The 18,174-nt window shown below is 31.7% G+C and carries 17 protein-coding genes; 5 read left to right on the top strand and 12 right to left on the bottom strand.

The window, feature by feature from the left end; translation table 11 throughout:
• From ACVCXO_RS01110 to ACVCXO_RS01155, 10 genes are all read right to left on the bottom strand, one after another.
• Window positions 1-3,574 (bottom strand): DUF6531 domain-containing protein (locus ACVCXO_RS01110; RefSeq protein WP_452227756.1); only part of this gene is annotated, 3,574 nt, incomplete at its 3' end.
• Between the two features lie 29 nt (window positions 3,575-3,603).
• Entirely contained in the window at window positions 3,604-3,750 is a 147-nt protein-coding gene (locus ACVCXO_RS01115; protein WP_452227757.1) for a hypothetical protein, read from the bottom strand.
• 149 nt (window positions 3,751-3,899) lie between these two features.
• Complete coding sequence (locus ACVCXO_RS01120; protein ID WP_452227758.1) at window positions 3,900-4,163, bottom strand: immunity 17 family protein; 264 nt, start codon at window positions 4,161-4,163, stop codon at window positions 3,900-3,902.
• A 2-nt stretch (window positions 4,164-4,165) separates the two neighbouring features.
• A complete protein-coding gene (locus ACVCXO_RS01125; protein WP_452227759.1) occupies window positions 4,166-5,509 on the bottom strand; it encodes a hypothetical protein in 1,344 nt (447 codons plus the stop codon).
• A gap of 1 nt (window position 5,510) precedes the next feature.
• Window positions 5,511-7,286 (bottom strand): type VI secretion system Vgr family protein, encoded by a 1,776-nt coding sequence (locus ACVCXO_RS01130; protein WP_452227760.1) that lies wholly within the window; start codon window positions 7,284-7,286, stop codon window positions 5,511-5,513.
• 27 nt (window positions 7,287-7,313) lie between these two features.
• Complete coding sequence (gene tssD, locus ACVCXO_RS01135; protein ID WP_452227761.1) at window positions 7,314-7,712, bottom strand: type VI secretion system tube protein TssD; 399 nt, start codon at window positions 7,710-7,712, stop codon at window positions 7,314-7,316.
• A 94-nt stretch (window positions 7,713-7,806) separates the two neighbouring features.
• Window positions 7,807-8,196 carry a type VI secretion system tube protein TssD gene (gene tssD, locus ACVCXO_RS01140; protein ID WP_452227762.1) on the bottom strand — a complete coding sequence of 130 codons (390 nt, stop codon included), beginning with the start codon at window positions 8,194-8,196 and terminating at the stop codon, window positions 7,807-7,809.
• A gap of 231 nt (window positions 8,197-8,427) precedes the next feature.
• Window positions 8,428-9,303 (bottom strand): TssN family type VI secretion system protein, encoded by an 876-nt coding sequence (locus tag ACVCXO_RS01145; protein WP_452227763.1) that lies wholly within the window; start codon window positions 9,301-9,303, stop codon window positions 8,428-8,430.
• Between the two features lie 12 nt (window positions 9,304-9,315).
• The gene (locus tag ACVCXO_RS01150) at window positions 9,316-10,230 is read right to left on the bottom strand and encodes a hypothetical protein (protein ID WP_452227764.1); all 915 of its coding nucleotides are present in this window, start codon (window positions 10,228-10,230) and stop codon (window positions 9,316-9,318) included.
• Between the two features lie 16 nt (window positions 10,231-10,246).
• A complete protein-coding gene (locus tag ACVCXO_RS01155; protein WP_452227765.1) occupies window positions 10,247-11,245 on the bottom strand; it encodes an NlpC/P60 family protein in 999 nt (332 codons plus the stop codon).
• A gap of 212 nt (window positions 11,246-11,457) precedes the next feature.
• On the opposite strand from ACVCXO_RS01155, the gene ACVCXO_RS01160 reads away from it, so the two are divergent.
• Genes ACVCXO_RS01160 through ACVCXO_RS01180 form a run of 5 tightly spaced genes read left to right on the top strand, consistent with a single transcriptional unit; the run spans window position 11,458 to window position 16,453 of the window.
• Window positions 11,458-11,892: a GPW/gp25 family protein gene (locus ACVCXO_RS01160; protein ID WP_452227766.1), complete on the top strand. Its 435-nt coding sequence runs from the start codon at window positions 11,458-11,460 to the stop codon at window positions 11,890-11,892.
• Between the two features lie 9 nt (window positions 11,893-11,901).
• On the top strand, window positions 11,902-13,731 hold the full coding sequence (locus tag ACVCXO_RS01165) for a type VI secretion system baseplate subunit TssF (protein WP_452227767.1): 1,830 nt from the start codon (window positions 11,902-11,904) through the stop codon (window positions 13,729-13,731).
• 36 nt (window positions 13,732-13,767) lie between these two features.
• A complete protein-coding gene (locus ACVCXO_RS01170; RefSeq protein WP_452227768.1) occupies window positions 13,768-14,757 on the top strand; it encodes a PKD domain-containing protein in 990 nt (329 codons plus the stop codon).
• An 11-nt stretch (window positions 14,758-14,768) separates the two neighbouring features.
• Entirely contained in the window at window positions 14,769-15,923 is a 1,155-nt protein-coding gene (locus ACVCXO_RS01175) for a hypothetical protein (RefSeq protein ID WP_452227769.1), read from the top strand.
• 23 nt (window positions 15,924-15,946) lie between these two features.
• Window positions 15,947-16,453: a type VI secretion system transmembrane protein TssO gene (locus tag ACVCXO_RS01180; protein ID WP_452227770.1), complete on the top strand. Its 507-nt coding sequence runs from the start codon at window positions 15,947-15,949 to the stop codon at window positions 16,451-16,453.
• A 158-nt stretch (window positions 16,454-16,611) separates the two neighbouring features.
• On the opposite strand, the gene ACVCXO_RS01185 is transcribed toward ACVCXO_RS01180, so the two are convergent.
• Window positions 16,612-17,226, bottom strand: a complete 615-nt coding sequence (locus ACVCXO_RS01185) for a hypothetical protein (RefSeq protein ID WP_452227771.1) — start codon at window positions 17,224-17,226, stop codon at window positions 16,612-16,614.
• A 22-nt stretch (window positions 17,227-17,248) separates the two neighbouring features.
• Window positions 17,249-18,166, bottom strand: a complete 918-nt coding sequence (locus tag ACVCXO_RS01190) for a hypothetical protein (protein ID WP_452227772.1) — start codon at window positions 18,164-18,166, stop codon at window positions 17,249-17,251.
• Between the last annotated feature and the right edge of the window lie 8 nt (window positions 18,167-18,174).

Genomic DNA, 18,174 nt, shown 5'->3' on the forward strand with positions numbered 1-18,174 from the left:
CGGTTTGCAACATACCAGCAGCATTCCACTCGTATTGCCAATGGTCTTTTTTACTTCTAAAAATACTGCTACTACCTTTGTACTTTTCGGTTAAAAAACCGTCGGCATCGTATTTATAGTTCCAGCTTCCTTTTTTCTCTAGTCGTCCGCCTTTACTGTATTCTCTATCGTTATGGTTGGTGGTTTCAAAAAGGTTACCAACATTATCTTGGTCACGTACTTGTTGGGTTCCATCTTGAAAGTTGGCTTGCTCTAAATGTCCTGTTGCTGAATACCCATATTTAGTAATCCCTTGTTTGCTATCGTCTGTTTTTTGTAAACGGTCGTTAATTCCCCAAGTGTATTTACGTTGATGTTTTTGTTGCTTTTTGGTAAGTGTTTGCTGCGAGGTTAGTCTACCAATATTATCATAACTAAATTGTTGCTCCACTTTACCTGGCAACATACGTTCGGTTTCAAAACCTAAACTATCATGTTTGTATTGTGCTTCCCAATTGTTGGTGTCTTGACTGGCGCTTAAATTGGCTAGATTACCAAAAGTGTCATGTGCATAATTAATATGAGCATCTAGACTGCTTTCTAATTGTGTACGTACACCTAAAGCATTGTATTGATTCGTAATGCTATGTTTATCTACTTGCTCATTCGTAATTAAACCTAAGGTGTTGCGTGTAAATACAACTTCGGCATCGTTATTTATAGCATTTAATAATTGTCCTGCAGGATTGTAATTAAATACTTGTGTATTGTCGTTACCGTAATCTATTTCGGTAATTCTACTCGCAGTATCATAGGTGTATTTTACTTTTTTACCACTGGCTTTAGTCAGTTCTAGAACACGTCCTGCTAAATCGCGTTTAAAGTGTTTGGTAGCTTCATCAAAACTTTGTTCTTTGGTAACGTTACCAACACTGTCTAAGGTAAAGGTATATGGATTTCCTTTTTCGTTTATAATTTTGGTAAGCTGCTCTTCGGTATCGTAATAATAATAGGTGGTACCACGCGCATCACTACGTCTGGTCATTTTCCACATACCAGAATAGCTGTAATTTACTTCTTGGTGTGTGTCTTGGTATTTTAAAAGATTGTCTATACCATCATACTTTAAATGGATTTTGTTACCATCAAAGTTAGAAACCTCTTGAATTCGGTTTATTAAATCAAAACCTTTCGTTTGTACCGCACCTTTTGGGTTGGTGATTTTAATGCAATTTCCTAAAACATCGTATTTGTACGTAGAAATATTGTTTAGGCTATCTCTTATTTCTTTTATATTATACTGTGCATTGTAAAGTAGGGTTGTGGTATTGCCTAAAGCATCTGTAATACTATCTAATAAGCCATCTTTATATTGCATTGTAGAGCTTGCACTCATTGGGTTGGTACGTTTTATAACGTTACCATTTGCATCATATTCCCATTTCCAGATACCACCATTGGCATCTTTTACTTTTACAGGAAGATGATTTTTGTTTTCTTTTACACTGTATTCTGTTTCTACAGTGGCTCCAGCAGGATCGATGCTTAGAATTTCATTTCCAAAGTCATCATAGGTATACAATTCTTTGTTTCCTAAAGGATCTGTGTAGGAGGTAAGCTGATTATCTTCATCATGCAACCATTGGTTAATAGCGCCATTTGGTTCTACTTTTTTGTATACTAAACCTCCTTTATGGTAATACTCGGTGATGTGCCCAAGGCTGTTTTCAACTTTAGTTAAACCGTCAAAAAATGCTAGTTTGTGGTTGTAAATATTATTATCTCCCCAAGTTTGAATACATCGCGAACCGATTTCTTTTCCATCATATACAAAGAACCATTTTAAACCATTTCGCCAGGTTTCCTTTACCATTAAATAGCCTTCATATTCAAAATGCATGCTATCTCCAACGGCATTGGTTTGCTTCAGCATATTACCTTTGGCGTCATAAACATAGCTAGCAATGGTAAATCGCTGACCTATTAATTCTGGATGTGGTGCCGTAATCTCGGTAATGCGTCCTTCTTTATCATTGGTTACTTGAAGTACACGATGTGCACTGTCTGTAATTTGAATTAAATGACCTTCTCTATTATAGTTAAACTGAATACTAAAACTGTTCGCATTTACAACGCTACGTAATTTTTGTACCCCGTTAAATTTTTCTTTAGTGAAATGGTAGTATACATCTTCGTTAATATCCCAAACATGGTATTCACCACTATCGTTTACACGAAGTTCCAATTGTTCGCCTTTTCTAAAGGTTGGTGTAGCGGTAGTTGGTTTTCTGAAGGCTAAGGGTCTTCCGTCCGGCATTCTTAAAGAGACGTTGTTTTCGGCTTCGTCTTCAACAATAGCAATATCATAGTTATGATGCCAACCGTTTCCTAACGGACCTTTGTAATCGCTTTCGCAATACCAAGAACGTTCCCACGAAAGCGGAATTGGACCTGGAAGGAAGAAATCTTCTTCGTCTGTAAAAAACATTCCAGAAGCTACATCTACTGGATGTCCTGTTTTAGTACATAATTTTTTATGTAGTTTATTTGCTAGTTTATTATTTCCTAATACTTTATTGATGGCACCATGGCCAAGTTTAGCTGCTAATTTATTAAAGTGTCTACCAAAGGCACCTTTAACGGCTTTGGTTAAAAGCGCCATAGGATTAAAAGGCGCAGGAATAGGACTGGTAACAATAGATTGTGCCATTGGAATAGGCATAACCACACTTGTAGGTAAATACAAGGTCATTTTTTCTTTAGTACCTCCAGAGGTATTTTTACTTTTTCTTGTAGCATGCACAGAAGGCATACCAATAGGGTGCGATTGGCAACTTAAGTGTAAGTGCAAACCACCACCGGCAATAGGGTCATTATCTGCTAAAGCAAATAAACTACCTAGCATAGCGTGACCAGTATTAGTAGGAGGAAGCGGCGCAAAGGTAGCGCCCATCGGGAAATGCGGAATGTTTTTAGTTGGTGTTCCTGCAACCGTTCTTGGTATAAAACCACCAATTTTAACGGTAGCTCCAATCATACCAACCACCATACTAAGTCCGGTGTTCACCAGTGTTGCTGTTTTATGATCGTTTGCTGCTTGTTGTTGTCCTTCTGTTGCTTGTTCCCCTGCTTTAGGTCCTTCTGGAGCTACTGGCGGCGGTGCAATAAAAGAAGCAAGAGCTGCTGCAATAAAATCTTCTGCTTTAAATAACATTCCAATATATGGATGTGGCATTGGTATAGGAAGAGGAGCAGGCGGTATCATAACCGTATGCACGTCAATACCTATAACAGGATCCATTTGTTTGGAAATAGGAAAGCTGGCAATACCTTTCATGCCTAAGGCAGCCATTGCAGGCATCAAAACCGATTGTGCAATGCTGTCTACCGTACCAGTAAGTGCACTAAAGGTTTGTATTCCTGTATCCACAGCATTTAAATTATGTGCTACATCTGCGGTACTAGCGGTAAGATTTGTGTTTTGAGAAATAGCATCACGTTCTTGATTGCCTTTTTTAAAGCCTTCAATTTGCTCTCCAGTAGTAAGGCTTATTTGCTCGCTTACATTATCAAAATATGATTTATCTGTTGGCATAGATACGTGTTGTTAAATGTGTATAATGATTAATTTCTATAAATTACTAGCCCTATTGCTAAAGCAATTAATGCAATTGTAAAATAAATAATAGCCATTACTGTTTTACCAGATAGCTTGTTATTAGTTAGATTACTTAAGTTTTGTAAAGATTTTTTCTCTCCTTTGTCTAACAAAAAATTTTCTTTATAAAAGGCACTAAATACTAATGCTATTATAAAAATACTAGCAAAGATTTTTTTGAAAGGTATGTTGTTGAAAAATTCTTCCACTTTTATAAAACATTATATGGGTATTGTTGGTACTAATTTTTAAATGGTACTTGTTATTTATATAAATCCGGATTATAATTAAAATAACCATATAAACAGAGTATAATACCTATTAGCATAATAGAGCCATAAATAATACGCACTGTTTTTCTACCAAATGCATTAATAAAATATGCGATATTAAAATAACCTCCACCAGGTTCTACTACCCAATCCCAGTCTAATATTAGTCCTAATATAATGAACAGAAAAACACCTATACCTAATAAGTAACCATATTGCGGATTTGATGTCATTACTTCTGTGATTTCTTCCATTTTTATTGTTTTATTTTTTTACTTAGTTTTCCAAATTCTTCGATCGTTTCTTCCCATTGTTCACCAAAAAGCGGAGACATGTCTTGGTTCATTTGGTTGTCACTTAAAAATTGGTTTCTACTATAATCTTTTAACAGTTGTTGTACTACTAAAGGATAGGTAGACGACCTTGCTAAATCTGCGCCTAAAGCATCTTTTAAATAATATGCTTGTAGATAGTATTGTGTAGATTCATCATTTAAGCTTGATTTTTTAGCCATATAACCTGCTAAGCGTAGAGATTCACATTGCATTAAATAATCTTTTGCCGTTGCATATGCCTTTGCTGCTAAATCGTAATCTTTTACCGATTGGTTTTTATTCTTTTTTAGTTGGTGCAATGCACCTCTACCTAAATGGGTTTGCCCAATAAGGCGATAAGCCATTTCTGGTTTTAATAAGTCTTTAGATATTAAGGCGGTTTCTACGGCTTTATTAGAAAAATAAAGCGCATCGTCATAATTTTTATACCCTAATTGGTCATTGTATAAAATGGTATACACGGTAACTATTTGCATGAGCCAATTTGCGTCTTTTTTAAGTGCTTTGGTAGCTATATCTAGACAGTTTTTTGCTGCATGTTGTACTTTTTTTTCGTCTCTTTCTTTTACGCCATTTATTAGTTTGGCTAGATTTGCGCGATACGGCGTTTCTGTTGCAGTAGGATCTCCTAGTGCTGCCATTTGTTCTATTGCAGCGTCGATGTTAAAATCGGGTTCAATAGTATAAACTTCTTCCGGATAGTTTTCTGCTAAGGAATTATAAATAGGATTTTCTCTAGTATCGTCAATTCCAATAATAAGATGCGATTCCATATCGGTCTCTAATACTGCATTAAAATAATCTGTCGCGTTTTTTTCTGAAATAGATTGTATTAATAGAACAATACTAATTTTTACTTTTTTTTCTGGCTGTAAGTAATTAGCAAAACTATTTAAGTTTTTTATAAGTAGTTGTGCAGGATTTTCAGGATTACCTAGGCTATAATCTGGTTTCCATGTAATGGTTTCAAATGGTATAGCGTCTGGGATTTCTGCAGTATTCCAATTATTTATTTCCTCTTCTAATTCTTGTAATAAATCGTTACTGTAAGCTGCTGCCGAAGTAAAAGGGGATGTTAAAATGAGTACAAAGTCTTGCTGATTAGAGTCTACTGCTAGCATATACTGGTAATAGGCTCCCAGCATATCTTGTTCGTCTTCTGCTGCTAAAACGCGAACAATTTTAACCTTTGGTGTGTTAATAGCCAATGTCCATTTTAGGAGCATTTGATCTACGCGCTCTTGTATTGGATTGTTTTGACCCATTTTAGTTCAGCTTTATTATAGTACCTGCTACAGAAGTTGTTCCTGAAGAAGTTAATGTTGCTTTTGCGCCTCCTGTTACTGTTACTTCAACGCCTCCACTAATAGCCACTTCTTTTCCTCCATTAATAGAAACTTCATCTCCACTAACAATACTTACTTCGGATCCTCCATTAATAGAAACTTCATCACCACTAACAATACTTACTTCAGATGCACCATTAATAGAAACTTCATCATCACTAGAAATACTAACTTCCGAAGGGGCTGTTATAGATACTTCACTAGAAGCAGCTGTAATACTTATATTACCATTACCATCTAGAACAATGGAGCTGCCGGCTTTATCTTGAATAGTGATACTACCATCTTCGTCATTTAATTTAAAAAACGAACCGCTTTTGCTCATTAACATTTTTATATGGTTGCTAGCGTTTGCGCTACCTTCAGGAGGAGTGGCATTTGAATTATAAACGCCTCCCATTACAAAAGGAGCTTCTGCATTGCTACCTTCAAAGTCTACTAGAACTTCATCATTTACTTCTGGTATAAAGAAAAAACCTTGTCCTTGGGATGCACTAGGTGATATATAACGTATCCAAGGTGTTGTTAATCCGTCTTTCTTTTGCCAAACAAATTGCACTTTTACTCTTCCCATTCCTTCTGGGTCATGATTTTCTATTACTTTAGCTACTTGGCTTTGTGCAATAGGAAATGCATTAATTTCCGTTTTAGGGTATGTTTTTATGTTCGAAGAAGTCGCTTCAAAAAAGTTTTCATATTCTCCATTACTAGAATAGGAGTGTGTCACTTTTGTAATTATATAATTGTTTTGAGATACTTTTACTGTTGTTGCTAGCATTACGCCAGGATTATCTGAAGTACCATTGATTTTTACTTGATTGGCTTGTAGTGCATTTTGTTGCAGTTCTACATATTTATCTAATCTGCTTTTCGCATTGGTATCATCAGAAATGTTAACCCAAATCTTTGTTGGGTTCGCATAAATGTCTTTGGAGCTATCATTAACTACACCAAAATATCCATTGCTAGATTTGGTTGCTGAAGACGATTCTTTTTCATGTACATCATCTGTAAGATAGTCATTGGTATAATAATTAAAGTTTTGAGGTATTGGAACTAAAGAGGTATTTAAATCTTGTAGATCTCTACCAAGTATTAGTTCTAATTCTTCCGATTCTGTGTCTACACCAAACATTAATTCTTCCCCATCATAGTACATCCATTCTCCATTTCTGGCTGCCATGCGTTGTGCAAATTTAAAGCAGCTTTCATTGTATTGTACGGTATACGTTAACGGTTCTGAAAGGTCTGAATTTTGTGTATTTATTTTTAATCTAGAAGTATCATAATTGCTAAAAGTATCTTCCATGATATCAATGAAACTTTTATCATTGAAAGAAGTATGATGCGGACCATCATCAGCAATTATTGTAGGACTTTGTGCTTTTATTAAAATTAAGTCACCTGCGTTAGAATACAGTCCTTTTTGATAACTTAATCCGGTTATAATTCCTTTAAACTTTAGGGTACCATGAAAACTTATACCTGCATAAGATTTAGTTTCTATAGTAATTATGGTTCCCAAGAGTTCTTCCATTTCTTGGTTATTGTCACCACAAAATTTTTCAATAGTTTCTAACAAGCAATATAAATCTAGTGTGTGGTGTTCCCCAATTTCTTGATGTAAACTACAACTATTATAGTAGGGAAGTTTATTTCCGTTTATATGTATATGTGTTGTTGAAAGAATAGCCATTGTTGAAAAATTTGTAATTAAGAAGTATTAATTTATGCCCATTCCAGGATTCTGATATAAGCTATCGTCTAACTCTAAGGATTCTACTGCTAAAACTAAGCTAGTAGACATAGGGGTTTTACTATTGTTTTCAAAAGATTCATTATAATTAATACAAAAAGCACCAGTGAATTTTAAAGTTCTTGAGCTTGCCATTGCATCTCTTTTATAAAAAATTATCTCGCCATCTTTTTGTTCGTACGGACTAATGCTCCATGCAAAAAAGCCAGAATTACTAGAAGATTCAATTAATATATGTAAATGATTAATTGTTGGCATACCAGTTGGTCTACTAGAACCATGGTGTACTTGTTGGGCAACATCAAAAGAAAATGAAAGTACATTATACTCTTGATCATCTATACTTAATTTTGCTAAAAAAGACATGACCTGTGATTTATATTAATTAATTGTGTAGCATAAATTTAAGGAGTGGGTTTACACTCCTTAAATTATGAATGTATTATAATGAAATACGAAACTATGAAGTCCACTCGTTAACGTGCTCTCCGTTTCCTATACCTATAGTTTTTGCAGAAATAACTACAGTTTCAGCCATAGGATTGTCTCCTGAATGGTCAAATTTTTCGCTATAATTGATCATGTAAGCTTCTGTGAATTTTAATTCTTTAGCTTTAGCATCTGTATCTCTTTTTAAGAAAGTGATAGATCCATCTTTACGCTCAAAGTTGTTGAACATCCAATCTGATAAAGATGTGTCTGCAGTAGATTCTACAGTGATTTTAATTTTACCTCCTCTAGTAATAGAAGAAGGGCGTCCGGTTGCGTCAGTTTCTTGGTGCAGCTCATAACTACAGTTTAGTACGTTGTACTCTTTTCCACCAACATTTAGTTTTGATTTAAATGACATAATAATTGAATTTTAATTAATAATTAACAAATGATAAAAAGGTTTTTGAACTATTTATAATTGTAGTATTTTACTAAATACTACAAAATTTAAAAAAGCTATAACTTAATTTATTTACTATTTAATACTCTCTAAAATAAAAAGTTAACACAAAGGCATTCTTTATTTTATTTATTTTTTATGCAGGTCAGTAGAAATAATAATATTTCTAAAGATTTGGTTTGCTGTATTTTATTTATTTACTCTTTGACAAACAATAACATCATTTTCATGAATATCATTATTTACTACTGTTTTTTCAAAATTGATATGTTTTATGTTTCCTAGCCAGTTGGGTTTAAAATAGAAAACCCATTCTTGAGGTTGCATGTTATTAGGGTCTAAATACTCTATAGTACTTTCAGGATGTCTTTCATTATAATCATTAATAAAGAAATAAAAGAGTTTACCAAATTCCATGTTTTCTGGTGCTTTTATTCTAAAGTTGGTGATTTCATTAATCTCAAATTTTTTCTGAAATTCAAAACTAATAACAGCTGGATTTATTAATTCGTTTTTGGTTGGATCTTTAATACTTCCGTCTAAAGGGAATAACCATTTTTTATATACAGGAATAGGAATGCTAAATGCAAATTCGTACAGTTTTTGAAATAAAAACGGCGTGATAAAACATAAACTTGTTCCTAAAAATAAAATGCTAAAATTAGGTCTAAATCTATGTACTACATTCATGTAAGCGATAAGGCCAATACATAATATAATGATGGTAAATAGTAACTCGTAAAATATTCCGGATTTATCTTTCTTTAAGTCTGGAAAGTATTTATCCATTACATGTAGGTGTAAAATACCTAGGGCAAAGAACACTAATTGTATACCAATAAAACTGTTTAATGGTGTGTCATTTAAAACAAAATGAGAGCTTAGTAAAGCGGTAAGAGCAAAGGTTACAAGAATAAAAAGTAAGTACAGTATTGCTGCCTTTTTGTTTTTGTTAAAGATCGCTCGTATCTTTTTCATTAAACCAAGAATAATAGAGCTAATAAAAAACAAGCCTAAACTTAGTTTAAACATGTTTCCGTTCATTATATGGGTTAATGCATTCATACTCTTGTATAATTATATTAATGTTGTTAAACCTATTATTGGTTCTTTTTCTCTACTTAATAAAAAACCATCTTTAAGGTTAACTTTAAAGGATGTTTTTATTTCTACTTCTATTGGAAAAAAATAATCATAAAAAACATTTAAGAATTTTGTAAAGCCGTCTTTTTTTAAATAATCTTCAATATTATCTTCTAAAACCGGTCCGATTTCCACTTGATAAACTGGTTGCAAAATCGAATCCTTTTTATTGGTTAGGGTGAAACTGGTACCCAAATAATTATCTGTACTATTTAACTTACGTTCAAAAGTTGTTTTTGGACTATATACTTTCTTAATTTTTACTTTTTTATTTATAATATTTTCTAAACAAAGACTGGTGAGTTCTAAATCTCCAGCTATTTTGTAGCTATATGGCAATAGTTTTAATAATTTAAGTAAATACATTTTAGGGATAGATGCATCTACTTTCCAAAATTTTATTAAAAATTCATCTTCTAAATTTAGAAAATTATTTAGTAAATCTTGTTCTTTACTTTCAATTTTCAATTTCTGATTAAAAAACTCGTTTTCTAATGGTGAAAAAAAATGTCTAGCTTTAGTTTCTTCCTCTTTATAGGTCTTTCTTAATTCTGAAAAACCAACGCTACCTTTAGAGGTGTCTTTGGTATGAAATAAACCTTCTGGTAATTGGTCATACAAACCATTTCTACTTAGATTTAGGTGTAATTTACCATCTTCATCTACATTGCCTACATCTAAGATATCTCTTCTATGGGATCTTTTAAAGGTGCTTTTGTTCTTTATTATTATATCATCTTCATGAATAGTTGTGTTCTTTTTCAAGTCGGCAACTACAACTTCCGCTTTTAAGTTTTGATAAACAGAAATTAGTTCTTCAAATATTGCTTCTAATTCATCTGTGCTCATACCAGTGTTTCCTTTTTTATCTTCTTCCTCCAGCTACAAATCTTTTAGTCCAAAACGGATCTGTTAAATTGCTTATTTGTACTCCTGACAAACCATTATCTTTAGTGTAAGAAGTGGCATGCACAAAATAGCCGTTATGAAGAAATATACCAACATGAACGATGACTTCTTTGTTTTCACCAGAACCTCTAAAGAAAATTAAATCTCCTTCACGTAAAAATTCTTTTTTTCCAAATTTATCGGTAAGTTTAGAGTCGAATTGTTTTTGAGCGGTACGTTCTAAATAAATATCATAAACACTAGTGTAAAGTCTTTGTGTAAATGAAGAGCAATCTATACCTTCTCTAGTTTCGCCTCCTAAGACATATTTTGTTCCGTCCCAACTATCAATAAATTCGTATAATTTTGAATTAGATATGGTTTCTGGAGTGACATCTAGTTTAGATCCATATTTTATTTGTAAGCTAGTCACTTCTGCTGTTACAGGCAAAGGAGTTGCTTCAATAGGTGTGGTGTTTTCTATATTTATTTCGTTATTGTCTTTTTTGTTTTTAAGAAGTTTTTTCTTTTGCTTTTCTAAGATTTTATCTCTTTTTTCTTTTTCCTTTTGAGATTCTTTAAGAAACTTATCTCTTTCCTTTTGAGATTTCTTTTCTTCTTTTTGTTGTGCCTTTATCGCTTTATCTCTTCTTTTTCTTTCTTGTTTGTTAACTTCAATTTTAACATTATCTAGTATGATGTTTTTACCAGGACTCACCTCAATAAGTATATATTTTGTAACATAACCATCTTTAGTAATGGTTACCACATGGTCTCCGCTAGGGATGTCTTTTAATATGTTAAATGCACCATTTAAATCTGTTCGTTGCGCAATAGCTGTGCCTTCAATTGCTACAATAGCGTTGGTGACATTGAGAGAGGTGTCTTCTTCTATTACAATACCTTTAAAAGAGGTTTGCGCATTGGTAAAAGTAGTTACTAAAAGGGTTATAAAAAGGAGCAGTTTATGATTCATGAAACATGTTTTGATAATTAATGTTTTTTTTAAAATTAATGTTAACTAACATTAAAAAATAATATTAAATAAAAGTAATAAATAATTGTATTTAAACAATGTTAAATCTATTATTTGTAAAAAAAATCGTCAATTAAATTCTTTTTTTATTTAAAACACAAAAACGTGAAATTTTAGTATAATTAATATTCTATATTTACTTTTACAAAATTATGAGTAAACGCTTTTATAAATTACCAATTAAACCGGACAGCTTTTTTACTAAAAAAGAGCATGATAAATGTGATATAAAACAATCTATAGCACATTATATTCATTTAATAAATACAACATCTTTTGGGGAATCTACTTTTGATGAAACCTTTGGTAGCTCTATCTGGGAGTTAGATTTTGATAATTTAAAGAGTGCTAATAAATTAAAATCTTTAATTAAAGATTCTATTGAAGATTCTATAAAAGCACATGAGAAAAGACTAACCAATATTAGCGTTCAAGTTAAAATTAAACAAGAAGAAATTTTAAGCACAGACGCAGCAAATAGAATTAAAAAAAGAGTGGACCTTGTAATTAGAGCTAAAGTAAAACAAACGAACGAAGATTTTAAGTATGTAGAATACTTTTATATTGGACCATTATCCTATCAATAAATTTACCAAATGAAAACAGAATCTTTCGAACATATAAAAAACAGAATGGTAAAGAAAGCAGCCTCTATTTGGGGAGTAGCTGCTAATGAAATTGAAACGTCCTTTGATCCTGTGGTGTCTTTATTAATTTCTGCTTGCGCTTCTGAAATTTTGAAAATTGAGGCCGAGTTAAACGAATCTCAAAACAGGGTTACTGAGAAGTTAGTGCAACTAATGACACCAGAAACGGCAATAGGCTCTAAACCTGCTCATGCTATTTTACATGCAAACACCTTAGACGATAAAGTAAACATAAAACCAGAGTATCAATTTTATTTTAAAAAGAGAACCACAGAAAAAAAAGGTTCGGAAAAACTAAAAAATATTTTCTTTTCTCCTGTGCAAGACTTTAACCTTATTAATGCTAATGTTAAATATCTAGCAAGCGGAAACAAATGCTTTAGTTTGGATGGAAAAAAAGAAAAAACTAGAATAACTAAAAAAACGGATAAAGAAGAATTACCCGCGTCGACCATTTATTTAGGTATAGAAAGTAATTTGAAAGAGTTGCCTTTACAAGATATTTCTATGTATTTTGAAATCGATGATATTGATAATAGCGAAATGTTTTACCATTATTTAAAACATGCAAAATGGTCTATTAATAATGCCGAATTAAAAATAGAAGAAGGCTTTTACAATAGTAGTTCCTTAAATAAAATCGAGCTTCAATCCATTTTTAAAGAAGTTTCTAGAAATACACAAAATATAAAAAGTCAAGTATTACAATTCTATAAAAAAAATTACATCACTATCAAAGATGTGAAGTCCTATAAAGCTGCTGCTTGTGATGATTTAAAAGATTTTATTGCAGTAAACCAATTAGAAATTCCTGAAAATATAACTTGGCTTAAAATTGAGTTTTCAAGAGTATTAAGTAATGCTATATTGCAAAAACTGCATTGTTCTTTAAATGCTTTTCCCGTTTTAAATAGAGAATTAAACTCCTTTACATACCAGGTTAAAAACTACATTAATATTTTACCTATTAAGACAGAAAATTACTTTTTAGATGTGAAGTCTATTGTGAATACCAATGGCCAAACATATATTCCAAAACTTCAAGATGCCTTAAATACAGGAAAAGGCAATTATACGGTAAGAGGAAATAATGTTGGTAAGTTAGACCAACGCGGAGCAAAAGAATATTTAATTCATTTAATAGAATTACTTAAAGATGAAAGTGCTTCTTTTTCCTTTTTAAACAATGATTTTTTACATAGTAATCTTAAAAACTTAAATCAGCTAATTTCGTTATTAGAGAAAAAAGTAGCTGCAACAAAAGAGAATCTTACCGAGAGTAGTTATATCACCTTGGAGCCATATAGTAAAAAAGAAAACTTATTAATAGATTACTGGACAACCAATGGAGACGAAGCAAATAATATTAAATCCGGAAATGATATAGAGGTTTACAAGGCCATTGGAATAAAACAAAAAGGCAGTTACTTATTAACTACCACTTTTAATGGTCGAAATAATTTAAACATGGAAGAGCGTTTAAATTCTTACAGACGTTCTTTGCTTTCTAGGGACAGAATTGTAACCAAAGAAGATATTAAAGCATTATGCTATGAATTATATAATGATAAAATTGAAGCAGTAGAAATAAAAAAAGGATACACGAATAGTATTGAGGTTAATAAAGGAATAACACAATGTATCGAAATTGAACTGTATGCTAATAAAAATATGAAATTTGAACAAAAAGAATGGGATTCACTTAATAGTAATTTGCTGCTCTTTCTAGAAAAAAAATCTATAAATATATTTCCATATAAAATAAAAATAGTAAATTAATCCTTAATTTTATAGGGTTGAAAAATGAATACTACAATGAAAAATACATCCACACATCTAGATAAATCAGTCATTTATATTTTCTTGATTGTCTTTTTTTTATCCGCATCTATGTTTGCTTATAAATATTCAAAATATGCACCTTGTGAAGATGTAAGTTTTAATATTAATACCAATGATTATACTATAGGTTCGCTAATTAAATTTGAAGACTTTACCGATAGTGCAACAAATTGGGAATGGGATTTTGGAGATAATTCCATCATTTCTACGCAAAAGAAACCATTACATATTTATAAAGAACCAGGAGACTACAATGTAAGATTGCTAGTAAATGGTATTTGTGAGCAATCGGAAATTATCACCATATTACAGAAAAAAGAACTTTTAGATTCTACAAAATTCCCGGTTTTTAATATTCCAAAAACTATTCGTGTTGGTCGTACATTAACGGTAGAAGACAAAACGGAAAATGCTTCCAGTTGGGAATGGAGATTTGGTGAAACAGCAGAAGCAAATTCAAAAACAAAATTAGCATCCTATATATATAAGGAACCAGGATTTAAAACCATATCTTTAATTGTAAATGGAGAATTAAAGTATATTTCTAAACAAAAAATTGAAGTATTACCTCTAAAAGAAGTAGTGAATAATATCTTTGATGATATACCTGATGCACCTTCTAAACCTGTTTGGGATATTAAAGAAGCACCAGAAAATACAACCATTAAAGATAGACCTAATACTCCAAAATTAGTGCCCTATATTGGTCATGAAGATTTTAAGAAAAAACTTATTCTTGTTTCTAAAGAAGAAATGAGTCCAAATCAATTTGTAGATTACTTTTGCGGAGATATAAATAAACCAATAATTGCAAATGGTAAAAACACTACATTTTTAGTCTTTTGTGAACAGATTAAAGACAAAAAATTAAAAATTAAAAATTTCGAAATCTTTAGAGATAAAGGATCTAATTGTATAAAAACAATTACTATAGATTACAAAAAAGGATTTGGAATATTTTAAAGAAAGAAAGAATGAACGCACAAGATAAACATAGAGTAAATTGGATTGATGGAATGAAAATTAATAAAGATCACTTTATTGATTTTGAGGAGTCTATGATTTATGCCATTAAAAACTCCGAACAAAAACAAATTACACCAGTAAGTTACGGACTATTACCAGATTTTTCAGAACAAGGAAGCGCTATAGATTTATTAATTTCTATAGATGGACAAAGCACCATAGAAGTTATTCTTAATAAGTGTCATGCCATTACCTTAGGTGGGTATCAAATTAATATTTCAGAAAAAACAAAACCGCTATTAGAGCAATCTGGTTACATTTTAAAACAGCAATACGATGTTGGTACAGAAGATAATGAGTTTTATATTGTACTTACTGTAAATCCTTATATTAGAGTTCCGGTTGGTGATGCAGATCCCAATGAAGAACCACCAAGACATCCTTACGTATTACCAGAATATAAACTAGATGTGCTGGCAAGTGCAGAAGTTTCCAAAAGAGAACTTGGTTTACATCATATAACCATTGGTAAAATAGTAGTAAAAGATGGTACGCCAAGATTAGTAGATAACTTTATTCCGCCATGTAGATCTATTCAAAGTCATGCCGACTTAAAGTTTACATTTCAAGAAATTGTTACCTTTTTTAATCTTATGGAATCGTATGCAATGCATATTATTCAAAAAATTTATCAGAAAAAACAAGCGAACGATTTATCACACATGGTACTTCATATTTCGCAACGCGTATTAGAAAATTTAAACCGAAGTATTCCAGAATTTAGAATGCAAGATCAATATGAACCGCCAATTGTAATGATTAATAAACTTTCTGGTTTAGCAAGAGTTATCAAAAGTAGTTTAGATGTCTATGTAGGAACAGGGAAAGAAGAATTACTAAATTACCTAACAGATTGGTGTGATTTAAATCAAGGTGCTTTTGAAAATGTTTTAGTTGAAATGTTAGAGATTAAATACGAACATACAGATATTAATGAAGCTCTATTAAAAGTATCTTCCTTTTCTAAACTGATGCTTTCCTTATTTAAAAAATTAAACGAATTAGATTACATCGGTAAAAAATCAGATTCTACCATTTTTGTAAAAGAAGAAGTTGTAGATAACGTAGAAGTTAAAAACAGAAGAAGTTTTCTCTTAGATTAATAAAAAACTAAAATTAAATATTTATGAAACCAAAAAATAGTAAAGATAGACGTGCTTCCTTTTTAAAATTTTTAGCACTTTTTGTTATAACTATTACTGCTATTTTATTTGCGGTATACTTTAATTTTAAAGTTCCAAATAAAGAAAATGCAATATTAAAAGACCAAGTAAAATCTGTAGAAAAGGAAATGACTTTTCAAGATGGTTTTTCAAAAGAAATGAAAAGTATTCGTGGAATGATTGATTCTTTAGAAATTAAAGGTGCAAATTTGTCCTACCAAAACTCATTAATTAGTGGTAAATTAGTGGACTTACAAAAAACGATTCCAACTAAAGATTCTACCTATAGATATGATATGTATACAGGTATAATATCGGTATATGCCGAGCTTTTAGATGGTAAAATTCAATTAAGCGAATTAAAAGATTCTAAAGCTACTATTGACGAATATAAAATTGCTTTAGAAAAAGCAAGATCCGATTTTAAACAATGTGAAAGAGATTTATACATTGCTAGAGGATCTAATTAGTTGTCCATTACAAATAAAATGTAACTTTTCGGTTTTCTGAAGGCTTTTTTCGAACCAGTATTTTTACTGTTTCTAAGTGCCGAAAAAAAACAAACCTTTAAAATATACTACTAAATATTAAACAACTTTTAGTTTTGTATCTCCTTCATCCTATAGCATTATAATGAAGTACTCTTGGTTGTTTCTAGTAACTTTATAGCTTCCGAATATATACTAGGAATTTCTTCATTCAAAATTTCTCGTATTCTTGAAACCGTTTGTTTTATTTGTGTTTCAAAACCATTATAATGTTCTAATGCTATTTTTTGGCCTGCAGGTTTATCTTCTAAATATGCAGTCAAGCCAGCTTTTGTAGTACTAAGAGATTCTTTTAATGCCACTTGCATAGCTTTAACATGTGTAGCATGCGTTTTCATTTGAAGATTATAAACTTTAAAAGCACTTAAAGCTTGGTTTGTATCGTTCATAGATAGGTTAGGAGATGTTGGTTGGTTTTTTATAATATCACGAAGTGGCTTTATGCCAACTTCTAATGCGTTGATTGCTAGCCTTTCTCTTGCTAAAAACTTGGTCAATGTAGTACGTACTTTTGTAAATTTAACATCATACTTTAGGTTGATTTTATCTCTGTTTTTAAAAAGCAAACGGTGATGTTCTGCCGTAATATTAATTACCCAAGAACCCCTTGGTAATTGTGTTAGGGTTTTATCTACTGTAGAGATTTTTTCTAAAAAACTTTTTAGATTGTGTATTGAATTTTGATCAGATTCCATAATGTTAGTTTTTTTATTTTAATCAAATAGATGCTATTTGTCTATTAACCTCTTGTATTGCTTTTTTGTTAGTCCCAAATTGTTGATTGGCTTCTTGAGCAAGATTAGTCCAAAGATCGGTAGTAGCCATTATTGTTACTTGTTTCATAAAGTTGGATAAGTCACCATTCTGAACCGTATTTACACTAGCACTTATATTTTGCATTTGACCTATAAAATCCACTACAAGTCCAACTAAAGACTTTACAGCATTGTTAGCAGTGTTGGTGTCATTGCTTAATTCTGTAAACTGTATGCTTAATGTGTTTACAGTGCCTTTGTAAGATGCTTCCATAACATTGTATTGTGCTTTTGCATCCGATTGTCCGCAAGGTTGTCCATTAGCATAATCCAACATTCTTGTCAGTGCATTTTGTGTATCGGCTTCTAAACTATTTTGAACAGATTGTACAGCTAAAGTAGCGGTGTTTTGCCTATTCACAAAAGCAACCATTGCAATATTACCTTGTCCAAGTTCTGTTTCACTTTGCGTAAGGCCATTTTGTATAATATCAAATTGTTTAATCAATTCGGCTTGTTGCGCAGGCGTTATTGTTCTGCTTGAACCTATTATTTTTAAGATAGCCAGTATTATTTTTGCGGAAGCATCAAAAGTGACGCTAAAATTAGGAAGCGTTTGTTGTAGCCAATTTGTTACAGGTTGAAAACTGGTAAAGAATGTTTTTGCGCTGGTTTGTGCATCATTGATTAATTCTACTATTGGTGCTGTAGATATTTCAACACCAGTCGAATATTCACAATCTTTACATCCCGCATCATAAGAACATGTAACGTATATTCGATAAGGTCCTAATGTTGTTGCTGCAACAGCCTTCGCAACGTTATTTATTTGTGTCGGAAAATTTACTAGTACTGCAATATCTTGTTCACCGGTTGCCATCTTTATTT

Source organism: Lacinutrix sp. MEBiC02404, from assembly GCF_053601575.1.

Excerpts from the sequence above, each read along its gene's own strand:
- ACVCXO_RS01145 (WP_452227763.1), bottom strand. The coding sequence starts at position 9,303 with ATGAATGCATTAACCCATATAATGAACGGAAACATGTTTAAACTAAGT.
- ACVCXO_RS01120 (WP_452227758.1), bottom strand. The coding sequence starts at position 4,163 with ATGGAAGAAATCACAGAAGTAATGACATCAAATCCGCAATATGGTTAC.
- ACVCXO_RS01175 (WP_452227769.1), top strand. The coding sequence starts at position 14,769 with ATGAACGCACAAGATAAACATAGAGTAAATTGGATTGATGGAATGAAA.
- tssD (WP_452227762.1), bottom strand. The coding sequence starts at position 8,196 with ATGTCATTTAAATCAAAACTAAATGTTGGTGGAAAAGAGTACAACGTA.
- ACVCXO_RS01160 (WP_452227766.1), top strand. The coding sequence starts at position 11,458 with ATGAGTAAACGCTTTTATAAATTACCAATTAAACCGGACAGCTTTTTT.
- tssD (WP_452227761.1), bottom strand. The coding sequence starts at position 7,712 with ATGTCTTTTTTAGCAAAATTAAGTATAGATGATCAAGAGTATAATGTA.
- ACVCXO_RS01130 (WP_452227760.1), bottom strand. The coding sequence starts at position 7,286 with ATGGCTATTCTTTCAACAACACATATACATATAAACGGAAATAAACTT.
- ACVCXO_RS01185 (WP_452227771.1), bottom strand. The coding sequence starts at position 17,226 with ATGGAATCTGATCAAAATTCAATACACAATCTAAAAAGTTTTTTAGAA.
- ACVCXO_RS01125 (WP_452227759.1), bottom strand. The coding sequence starts at position 5,509 with ATGGGTCAAAACAATCCAATACAAGAGCGCGTAGATCAAATGCTCCTA.
- ACVCXO_RS01155 (WP_452227765.1), bottom strand. The coding sequence starts at position 11,245 with ATGAATCATAAACTGCTCCTTTTTATAACCCTTTTAGTAACTACTTTT.
- ACVCXO_RS01190 (WP_452227772.1), bottom strand. The coding sequence starts at position 18,166 with ATGGCAACCGGTGAACAAGATATTGCAGTACTAGTAAATTTTCCGACA.
- ACVCXO_RS01150 (WP_452227764.1), bottom strand. The coding sequence starts at position 10,230 with ATGAGCACAGATGAATTAGAAGCAATATTTGAAGAACTAATTTCTGTT.
- ACVCXO_RS01180 (WP_452227770.1), top strand. The coding sequence starts at position 15,947 with ATGAAACCAAAAAATAGTAAAGATAGACGTGCTTCCTTTTTAAAATTT.
- ACVCXO_RS01170 (WP_452227768.1), top strand. The coding sequence starts at position 13,768 with ATGAAAAATACATCCACACATCTAGATAAATCAGTCATTTATATTTTC.
- ACVCXO_RS01165 (WP_452227767.1), top strand. The coding sequence starts at position 11,902 with ATGAAAACAGAATCTTTCGAACATATAAAAAACAGAATGGTAAAGAAA.